General features: G+C 65.0%; 9 protein-coding genes. 7 read left to right on the top strand and 2 right to left on the bottom strand.

Features of this window, described 5'->3' with window-relative positions:
• From BGN95_RS06015 to BGN95_RS05990, 6 genes are all read left to right on the top strand, one after another.
• On the top strand, positions 1-336 hold a 336-nt coding region (locus tag BGN95_RS06015; RefSeq protein ID WP_286771966.1), incomplete at its 5' end, for a PaaI family thioesterase.
• 23 nt (positions 337-359) lie between these two features.
• On the top strand, positions 360-1,166 hold the full coding sequence (locus BGN95_RS06010; RefSeq protein ID WP_046408748.1) for an NUDIX hydrolase: 807 nt from the start codon (positions 360-362) through the stop codon (positions 1,164-1,166).
• Between the two features lie 438 nt (positions 1,167-1,604).
• On the top strand, positions 1,605-2,741 hold the full coding sequence (locus tag BGN95_RS06005; protein ID WP_046408749.1) for an HlyD family secretion protein: 1,137 nt from the start codon (positions 1,605-1,607) through the stop codon (positions 2,739-2,741).
• Positions 2,741-4,267 (top strand): DHA2 family efflux MFS transporter permease subunit, encoded by a 1,527-nt coding sequence (locus BGN95_RS06000; protein WP_046408750.1) that lies wholly within the window; start codon positions 2,741-2,743, stop codon positions 4,265-4,267. Before BGN95_RS06005 ends, BGN95_RS06000 begins: the two co-directional genes overlap by 1 nt.
• Positions 4,267-5,694 (top strand): efflux transporter outer membrane subunit, encoded by a 1,428-nt coding sequence (locus tag BGN95_RS05995; RefSeq protein WP_046408751.1) that lies wholly within the window; start codon positions 4,267-4,269, stop codon positions 5,692-5,694. The genes BGN95_RS06000 and BGN95_RS05995 overlap by 1 nt, the downstream gene beginning before the upstream one ends.
• A 36-nt stretch (positions 5,695-5,730) precedes the next feature.
• A complete protein-coding gene (locus tag BGN95_RS05990) occupies positions 5,731-6,225 on the top strand; it encodes a MarR family transcriptional regulator (RefSeq protein WP_046408752.1) in 495 nt (164 codons plus the stop codon).
• A gap of 66 nt (positions 6,226-6,291) precedes the next feature.
• Here BGN95_RS05990 and BGN95_RS05985 read toward each other — a convergent pair whose 3' ends face one another.
• Entirely contained in the window at positions 6,292-6,861 is a 570-nt protein-coding gene (locus tag BGN95_RS05985; protein WP_046408753.1) for a DUF4142 domain-containing protein, read from the bottom strand.
• Positions 6,862-7,003: 142 nt separating this feature from the next.
• Between BGN95_RS05985 and BGN95_RS05980 the strand changes: the two genes are divergently transcribed.
• Positions 7,004-8,578: a DUF4403 family protein gene (locus BGN95_RS05980; protein WP_286771965.1), complete on the top strand. Its 1,575-nt coding sequence runs from the start codon at positions 7,004-7,006 to the stop codon at positions 8,576-8,578.
• A gap of 111 nt (positions 8,579-8,689) precedes the next feature.
• Here BGN95_RS05980 and BGN95_RS05975 read toward each other — a convergent pair whose 3' ends face one another.
• Positions 8,690-9,346 carry a recombinase family protein gene (locus tag BGN95_RS05975; protein ID WP_046408804.1) on the bottom strand — a complete coding sequence of 219 codons (657 nt, stop codon included), beginning with the start codon at positions 9,344-9,346 and terminating at the stop codon, positions 8,690-8,692.
• Positions 9,347-9,432: the final 86 nt, after the last annotated feature.

Raw genomic sequence — 9,432 nt, 5'->3', positions numbered from 1 at the left:
ACAGACGGTGTCCTTCACCTCAGCATGCCGTGGCGCGACGAGATCGTATCGAATCCGCGGATCCCGTCCGTGCATGGCGGCGTGCTCGCCAGCCTGATCGATCTCGCCGGCATGTATGTCCTGCTGACGAGGACGCGTGCGGTCAGCGCCACCGCGTCGCTCCACGTCGATTATCACCGTCCGGCAAGCGGCGGCCCGCTTCACATCCACGCGCGCGTCGTGAAGATAGGACGGACGCTGTCGGTCGCGGACAGCGAGGTGCGCTCGCCCGACGACGTGCTGCTCGCCAGCGGTCGCGGTTCGTATCTCATGCGGGACGGCGGCATCGCGACATGACCGTGCAGAGAATAGGAGAGATCATGAGCATCGAGACCGCGTCGGCGGACGCCAGGCGCACTCCGGCCGAGCCGCGACCGGCCGGCACCATCCTGCTGCTGCGGGATGTGCCCGAATATCAGGTGCTCATGGTGCGACGACACCACCAGATCGATTTCGCCTCGGGAGCGCTGGTGTTCCCGGGAGGCAAGATGCACCCCGGTGACGACGATCCGCGCTGGCGCGATCACGTAACCGGGTGGGACGAAATCGACGCGACCCAGCGCGCGCTGCGCATCGGCGCCATCCGCGAGGCGTTCGAGGAAGCGGGGATCCTGCTGGCCAACTATCCCGACGGCCGCGGCTTCTCCAGTGTATGCGACGCCGAGGCCCGCCGGAAGGTCGATACCGGGGAACTCGCCTTCCTCGATGTCGTCGCCGGATTGGGGGTGAAGCTCTCGCTGACCGCCCTGACCGTTTTCGCCCGCTGGATCACTCCAGAAATGATGCCGAAGCGGTTCGACACCTGGTTCTACGCTGCCCCCGCTCCGGCCGACCAGGTCGCGATCTGCGACGGACATGAAACGGTCGATGCCGAGTGGATCGCGCCAGAGTCGGTCCTGGACCTCGCCCGAAGCGGCGCCCGAACCGTGATCTTCCCCACCTTGATGAACGTGAAGCTGCTGGCCGAGGCCGAGAGCGCAGCGGATTGCCTCGCCCGAGCGGAGGCACGTCCGCTGGTCACCGTGCTCCCGCAGATCGAGACACGGGACGGAGAGCGCGTTCTGACCATTCCGCTCGATGCTGGCTATGGTGAAGTCACACAGAGTTTGACTGAGCTCAGGGCCTGACATCCCAGGTTCCGACTATTGCAGAACCTCCCCATGCCGCTCTGGCAAAACAGAGCGGCCTTTTCTTGGGACTTTGGCCTGACACCTGGAAGTTGCCGAAGGCCGACGTTTCGCGTCGGCTGGCGCCCGGCCAGATCGAGATCAGGATCTGCACATACCGACCGTCACATCTTGGGTGGCGGCGAGACACAATTCGAACGTGGTTTGGCCAGCGTCGGATTAGCTTCCCGACGCGACTCATTCGGGCGTCATATGTGCGACGCCCGGAATGTCTGTAGCGTTACTCTCGAGCTCCGACTATGCTACGGTTCGGTTTACATTTGACGGGACGGCAGGGTGGCTGACGATCGGGCTGAGAACCACGAAAACAAAGTGAGACATGACGACCCGGACGCGAATTTTCACCCAGAATCCAGGTCGGAGGACGGTTCCGAGGAGATGAATGGCGAAAAGAAGCCGTCGCTTCTCGAGCGCTACCCCATCATTCGCTACGTCCTCATCGCCGCGCTTGTCGCCGGCATCATCGCGGCTATCGTTTGGTACATGAATTACCGCGCGAGCGGCCAGTTCCTGCAGTCGACCAACAACGCCTATGTGCGCGCGGACTTCGTGACCGTCTCGCCGAAGGTGGGCGGCTATGTCGAGCGTGTTCTCGTCGCCGACAACCAGCCTGTCCGTCGCGGTCAGCTGCTCGCCGTGCTCGATCCTCGCGACTACCGCGCCAATGTCGAAGAGGCGCAAGCCCAGATCGCCGCAGCCGGCGCCAACATCACCACTGCGCGCCGGACACTTGATGAGCAACAGGCCACGGTCGCCCAGGCGGCCGCCCAGGTCGCGAGCGCCGAGGCTGCCGCCGCAGCGGCAGAGAACGAGGTAAGACGCTACGAACCGCTCACCCGGACAGGGGCGGAATCGCGTGAGCGGCTGGCAAGCCTGGTGCTTCAGCGTGACCGGGCTGCCGCGGAGCTGCGCGCGCAGCGAGCGGCCTACCTCGCCGCCCGTCGCAGTGTTGCAACCCAAGCGGCTCGCATCGGTCAGGCGGAGGCGCAGCGTGGCACCGCGCAGGCGCAGCTTGCGCGCGCCTCGACGGACCTCGGGGCCGTCGAGATCCGCAGCAGCATCGACGGCGTTGTCGCCGACAAGGCCGTCCGGGCTGGGCAATATGTCCAGCCGGCGACCCGGCTGATGTCGGTGGTGCCAGTCGATCAACTCTACATCGAGGCGAACTTCAAGGAAACTCAGGTCGCGCTGATGCGCGTCGGGCAGCCCGTGACCATCAAGGTGGATGCACTGGACGGTGCCGAACTGCGAGGCCGGGTCGCCAGTTTTTCTCCGGGGACGGGCGCGCAGTTTTCACTCATCCCGCCCGAGAACGCGACCGGGAACTTCACCAAGATTGTCCAGCGCGTGCCCGTGCGGATCAGCATCGAGGCGGGTCCGGAGGCGCGGCGGGTGCTGCGTCCCGGACTGTCGGTGGAGGTGACGGTCGACACGATCGGCGCCAAGGGAAGCCGGGAACGAATCAAGCAGGAAACCGAGCGGCTGAAGCGCGGCGAGACGCAGGGCGCGCGCTGATGGCGGCGGAACGCGCCGGCCTGCGCGACTGGCTTGCCGTCGCTGCAGGCACGATCGGGTCGTTCATGGCGCTTCTCGACATCTCGATCGTCAATGCGGCCCTGCCCACAATCCAGGGCGAAATCGGCGCGAGCGGCACCGAGGGCACCTGGGTCGCGACCTCCTATCTCGTGGCGGAGATCGTCATGATCCCGCTAAGCCCCTTCCTGGTGCGCCTGTTCGGTCTGCGCAACTTCCTGCTGGGCGCGGCGATCAGCTTCACCGGCTTTTCCGTCGTGTGCGGCATCTCGACGACGCTGCCGATGATGATCGCTGGCCGTGTGGGCCAGGGCTTTACCGGTGGTGCGCTGATTCCGACTGCCATGACCATCATCGCGACGCGGCTGCCCCCGTCACAGCAGCCGATCGGCACCGCCGCGTTCGGCGGCACCGCGATCCTCGGCCCGGTGCTCGGGCCGATCATCGGTGGTTGGCTCACCGACAATTACAGCTGGCATTATGCCTTCTTCCTCAACGTGCCGGTCTGTGCCGGGCTCGTCCTGCTCCTGCTGTTCGGGCTCAAGCACGAGAAGCTGCGGCTCGACCAGCTGCGCCATGCCGACTGGTTCGGGATCGCGGGGCTCGCGATCGGCTTGGGAGCGCTCACCGTCATGCTGGAGGAGGGACAGCGCGAGATGTGGTTCGAGTCCGCGATGATCGTGAAGCTCGCGATCGCAACGGTGTTCGGCTTTGCGCTCATCACGATCGGACAGGTCCGCTCCGCGCATCCGGTTCTCAAGCTGTCGCTGATCTTCAGCCGGTCGTTCGGCAGCGTCTTCGTCCTCAGCCTTGTCATCGGCGTCGTGCTCTACGGCGTGACCTTCCTGATCCCGCAATTCCTCTCGTCGATGGCGGATTACAGCGCCCTGCAATCGGGCAAGGTGGTCTTCGTCTCCGGCATCCCTGCCCTGATGCTGATGCCGTTCCTGCCGCTCGCGTTCAAATATCTCGATGTCCGGCTGGCTGTCTTCGTCGGGATGACGCTGATCGGCGTCAGTTGCGCCATGGATTGGCACCTCACCGCACAATCGGCGGGGGGCGATCTGAGGGATTCCCAGCTCGTCCGCGGCTTCGGGCAGATCTTCGCCATGATGTTCCTTAACCAGGCCGCGATCAGCGCCGTGGCGCCCGAGGATGCCGGCGACGCGTCCGCGCTGTTCAACGCGGGACGGAACCTTGGCGGATCGATCGGCCTCGCCCTGATGGCGACCCTCCAGGACCGGCAGACTTTCCTGCATTTCAATCGGCTAGGGGAGACGGTGTCGGCCAACGCGGCGACCACGCAGGAGTGGTTCGCGAAGGCCATGTCCATGCCGTCCGGCGAAGCGGGCGCCTATAGGCAGCTTGCCGGGCAGCTCCTCGAGCAAGCTACCGTCATGGCCTATAACGATCTGTTTTTCGCGCTCGGCGTCGCGATTGCGATCACTACCCCGCTGGCGCTGTTCCTCCGCCCGATCTCCTCCGACACGCAGATGGCGATGCACTGATGAAGCGACTTAGCTGGGCCATTCTGCCCGCCCTCCTGACCGGCTGCGTCGTCGGACCCAATTATGGAGGCCCGCCGGGCGTCGCGAGCGGCGAGCGTCCCGGAACGACATTTCGCCGCGCAGATCAGGTAGTCACGTCACCGCAAGCCCCTGTTGCGCGCTGGTGGGAAGGCATGGGCGATCTGCAGCTCACGACGCTGATCAACCGCGCGCTTGCCTCAAATCCCGACGTGGCGATCGCGGAGGCGCGCATCCGCAAGGCGCGCGCCAGCTTGCGCGAACAGCGCGCGAACCAGCTGCCCACCGTCTCGGCGTCGGGCACTGCGATCGTCGCCGATCTTCCCGCAGGCTCGCTCGCGCTGCCGACGCAGGGCGAGCAATCCGATCGTATCAGGGCCGAATTCTACAATGCCGGCCTTGATGCGTCGTGGGAGATCGATCTCTTCGGCGGACGGCGCCGCGCGGCCGAAGGTGCCGAGGCCCAGGCTCAGGCGGCCGAAGCCAATAGAGCTGATGCGCAAGTTCGTCTCTCGGCGGAGGTGGCCCAGAACTATGTGACCTTGCGCGAACTCCAGCAGCGCCTGATCCTGGCGCGCCGCTCCGCGCAGCTTCAGCAGCGATCACTCGCCCTGCTGCAACAGCGCGAGCAGCGCGGCGCCTCATCGCGCGACGAGGTGGTGCGTCTGAAGACCGAGCTGACTCGCACGGAGGCGGGACTGTTGCCGCTTGAGGGACAGATCGCGACCACGCTGGACCAGCTTGCCCTGCTCACCGGCGACGAGCCCGGTGCGCACGACGCGGCGCTCTCCGCGCCCGCTCCGATTCCGATGATCCCCGGGACTGTCGCGATCGGCGATCCCGCCGCCATGCTTCGGCGCCGCCCAGACATTCGCGCGGCCGAGCGGCAGCTGGCGGCATCGAACGCAAAGATTGGCGTCAACATTGCCCGGCAGTTCCCTTCGGTCAGTATCATGGGCATCATCGGCCTGGGTGGTCCCAATATTGCCGATGCGGTCGATCCTGACAGCGTAGCGGGTCTGCTGCTGCCGCGGATCAGCTGGAGCTTCCTTGACTTCGGCCGCAATCGTGCCCGGGTCGAACAGGCGCGGGCCGACCGTGACGAGGCTGAAGCACAATATCGGAAGGCTGTTCTCGGCGCGCTGTCCGATGCGGAAACCAGCCTGACCCGCTTCGGCAATCAGCGACGTAACCTGTTTTCGAGCATCGCGAGCCGGGATGGTTCCAGGCAGTCGGCGACCTACGCCAAGCAGCGATACGAGCAGGGGGCGATCCCGCTGACCACATCCATCGAGGCCGAACGCGCGGCGCTGGCTGCTGATCAGTCGGTCCTGGAAGCGACGGGTGAACTTGATCGTGCATTCATCGCCTTGCAGAAGGCGATAGGACTGGGATGGAGCCAGCAGTGACGGTCTTGCAGCCATGCCAGGGAGGGGCCTGACCGCGTGACGGCGCCGCTTCTGCCGCCACCTGCCCAGTATCTGCGTGATGACGCGATCAGGGGAGGGATGGACCTGATGTTCTTTGCTCACCGATCCCATCTGGCTCATGTCGATACCGAGCTGGCTAAGCAGAACCTCGGGCGGGCACACCACCGCGTTCTTTATTTCTTGGGGAGGCATCCCGAAATTTCCGTCAGCGAACTCCTGGACGTTCTAAGCGTCACCAAGCAATCGCTTGGCAGGGTCATGAGGGACCTCATGGATCGCGGGCTCGTCTCCGGACGGGTCGGGGAGCGCGATCGTCGTCAGAAGCTGCTTTCTTTGACCGATAAGGGACGAGCGCTAGAAAACGCGCTTTTCGAGCATCTCAGGAGCAACATGGCGAACGCTTACCAAGCGGCAGGAGAAACAGCCGTCACGGGCTACTGGATTGTTATGCAGCAGCTCATGCGCGCCGAAGCACGGGAGCAATTCCGCCGGCTGCACTCCAGACAGTGATCGCCGCAAACAGATGCCGGACCAGGTCGAAGGGGGGCTTCATCGACCTGGCCCGGCCGGTTTCACCTATCCTGCAAGCCCGGAGGGGGTAAGGGACTTGCCAGTGGTGAGCTCGTTCTCCAGCACCGGGACCGCAGTGCCGGCGACCTGCTGCAGCGCCGGATCGGTTCCATCCTGCGCGTAACCCTTGTGCACGGCCCATGCGGCCTGCTGGACCTGCGCGGACTGGGTCAGATACAGATTGTCGAACGCGCTTTTGGGCGCCTTCTGGAGCAGCTTGAGCAGGGCGGCTCGGTCGGCGGACAGGCTCGAGGGCGGCGCCTTTATCGTGCGCTGATCGTTCTTCAGCGCCGCAAGTAGCGCCTGGTGGCTGCTCTGCGTTTCCGCCAGCACGCGCTTGGCATAGGCCTTGACGTCATCCCGCTGCGCGCGTGTCGCGGCGAGCTGCGCGGCCTTGATCTGGTAAAGGTTGGCGTCGGCCGCCGCGAGCACGTAATTGGGTCCGCTCTGGCTCGCGATCGGCGAAACGCCGACGTCGGCGCTGGTCATCGTTCCCGAAGTGGCGGGCGAAACGGCCTGCGCCAACACTGGTATCGGCGCCAGGGTGAGCAACGCAGCCACTATCGCAGTCTTCATTGAGATCCTCCATTGGTGTTGTGAGGCGTTGACCGAAATCAACGAGCTGAACGATAAGGAAACGGAACGGTTCCCTTTCTCTAAACTCGTTTGGTGAACCCACTGGATGGATGGCCGCTCGGACGGCTGGAGGTGCGCGGCGATGAAGAACACGACGGCCAGGGGGACCGTTCCCGCGCCGGCAGCGTCAAAAGCTGAAGCGCCAGGCCGGACTGCCGGGTCCTTCTTGCGCAGGAGCGAAGTCTCGAGTGCCTCGATCGCATCCGTCCTGCTCTGCGTCGCCTGCCTCGCTGGCTGCGACCGAACGCCTCGCCAGGCGCCGCCGCGAGCGACGGACACGATCAACGTGCCACCGCAGACGTCCACCGTCGATGTGCCGATCGTCGCGGACCTGGACAAGCTGGCCCGAAGCCTCGAACAGGCGATTCCACGTCGCCTCTGGTCGATCGACAAGCCGGGGCAGACCTGCCTTCCGCCGAAGAAGGTCAAGATCCTCTTCGCGAAGATAAAGACGCCCGCCATCCAGTGCCGCATCACCGGCACCGTCGTCCGAGGGCGGCTGGTGCTGGAGGGCTCGGGAAAAACGATCATTGTCACCATGCCGCTTCACGCCGCGATCAGCGCGCGCGACGTGGGAGGCGTACTCAGCCGGGAAACGGCCGAGGCGGACGCCCGCGTCCGGGCTGTGATCAGGCTCGACATCGCCCGCGACTGGTCGCCGCGCGGCACGGTGTCGATCGCCTACGACTGGACCGACGAGCCCCACGTCGACTTCCTTGGCCAGCGCATCGAGTTCACCAGCAAGGCTGACGCCAAGCTCGCCGGCGTCGTCGCGCGCCTGGAGCGTTCGCTGCCGCAGGAACTCGGCAGATTGCAGCTGCGCGAGCAGGTCGCGCAGGTCTGGGGGTCGGCGTTCACCTCCGTCCAACTGAACCGGGCGAACCCGCCGGTGTGGATGCGGATCACGCCCCGGCAGTTGAGCTACGGAGGCTACACCATCTCGCGCAACCGGGTGAACCTGGCTCTAGGGCTGACGGCAGTTACGGAGACGTTCGTCGGCGACCGGCCACCTGATCCGCAGCGCCGGCCGCTCCCCGACATGACGCGCACGCAGCCCGGACCCGGCCGCATCCTGTTCGCCATACCCGTCATCGCCGACTATCGTCAGCTGGAGCCGGTCCTCGCCAAGGCATTGGTGAAGCGGTCGCGCCGCCCCTTCGAAGTGCCCGGTGTCGGGGCCGTGCGCGCGCAGTTCCACCAAGTGACCATCTACGGCACGACGGGCGGCAAGATCGCAGTCGGGCTTCGCTTCAGCGCGGCAGCCGAAGGCGGGGAGCCTTCGCGGGGCACGATCTGGCTTACCGCCACGCCGCGCAACGCCGTCAACGATCGCCGTGTCGCGTTCGACGATCTCACCGTCGCCAGTGTGACCGACTCGGTCCGGACAAGCCTGCTGCTGAAGCTTGCCAACACTCCCGGCATATCTGGCACTGTGTCAGCCGCGCTGACCCAGAATTTCGAAAAGGATTTCGACAAGCTGTTCGGCAAGATCACCCGTGCGATCGACGAGAAGCGTATCGGCGACCTGATCGTGCGCGCCCGCATCACGGACGTGCGGACGGGCCAGCTGAAGGCGGCGGGGCAAGGCGTCTACCTGCCGGTATGGGGGCGCGGCACGGCCACGATCGGCCTTGCGCCACGGCGGGCCGGAAATTGAGATCTCTGCTGCAGCCTTGACGCCTGCTTGATCGTCCCAGCGGCAACGCTGCAGCCTCTTTCGATCTTGGCAGAACTATTCAAAGGTCAAATCAAATCATCCGGCTCTGTCTCACGGTATCGTCGGACGCGCATCGCTCTGCTTGGTCGCCCGGTGGAGGGCTGTGACGCGCTTGACTTGTGCGATGCTGCAACCCGCCAGCGCCGCCGTTTTCGCTATGCTCATCCCAGCCTCACGAAGTGAGACGATGCGGCGATGATGGGCCAAGTCTGGTTTTCGACCGGTGTAGCGTCCCTCCCGCTTGGCGATCGCTATGCCTTCCCGCTGCCGCTCGCGGCGCAGTTCGTAATCATCGCGAGCGGTCTGAAGCGCAACCCTCAGTAACATGTCTTGAATTGCCTCTAGGACGATGCGCGTCACCCCGCCATTGTCCTCGGCAAGATCGGTAAGATCCACGATTCCTGGTACGGCTAGCCTCGCTCCCTTGTCGCGGATAGCGGTGACGAGCCTCTCCGCCTCAGCCAGCGGCAGGCGACTGATCCGATCGATCTTTTCGGCGATAACCACTTCGCCCATTTGCAGGTCGGCTATCATGCGAAGCAACTCGGGCCTGTCAGGACGCGCGCCGGAAGCCTTCTCGCGATAAACAGCTGCGACATAATACCCCGCGGCACGCGAGGACACGACCATCGCCTCTTGTCGTTCAAGATCCTGCTCGTCGGTGCTGACGCGCAGGTACACGCGAGCAGCGCGGACTGTCGTACTCATGTTGGCTCCGTTGGGTATACCCTTGTGAGCCAATCATGCAGCAGGCGGCTCAGAACGGCAAGTGCCGGTCCTACGGAGCCTAGCTA

The organism is Sphingomonas sp. 66-10 (assembly GCF_001897045.1).
Taxonomy (GTDB): domain Bacteria; phylum Pseudomonadota; class Alphaproteobacteria; order Sphingomonadales; family Sphingomonadaceae; genus Sphingomonas; species Sphingomonas lycopersici.
This window is presented reverse-complemented; position numbering and strand designations above follow the sequence as displayed.

Bases quoted from the DNA above. Each gene is read 5' to 3' on its own strand.
- BGN95_RS06010 (WP_046408748.1), top strand. From the start codon at position 360: ATGAGCATCGAGACCGCGTCGGCGGACGCCAGGCGCACTCCGGCCGAG.
- BGN95_RS06005 (WP_046408749.1), top strand. From the start codon at position 1,605: ATGAATGGCGAAAAGAAGCCGTCGCTTCTCGAGCGCTACCCCATCATT.
- BGN95_RS06000 (WP_046408750.1), top strand. From the start codon at position 2,741: ATGGCGGCGGAACGCGCCGGCCTGCGCGACTGGCTTGCCGTCGCTGCA.
- BGN95_RS05995 (WP_046408751.1), top strand. From the start codon at position 4,267: ATGAAGCGACTTAGCTGGGCCATTCTGCCCGCCCTCCTGACCGGCTGC.
- BGN95_RS05985 (WP_046408753.1), bottom strand. From the start codon at position 6,861: ATGAAGACTGCGATAGTGGCTGCGTTGCTCACCCTGGCGCCGATACCA.
- BGN95_RS05980 (WP_286771965.1), top strand. From the start codon at position 7,004: ATGAAGAACACGACGGCCAGGGGGACCGTTCCCGCGCCGGCAGCGTCA.
- BGN95_RS05975 (WP_046408804.1), bottom strand. From the start codon at position 9,346: ATGAGTACGACAGTCCGCGCTGCTCGCGTGTACCTGCGCGTCAGCACC.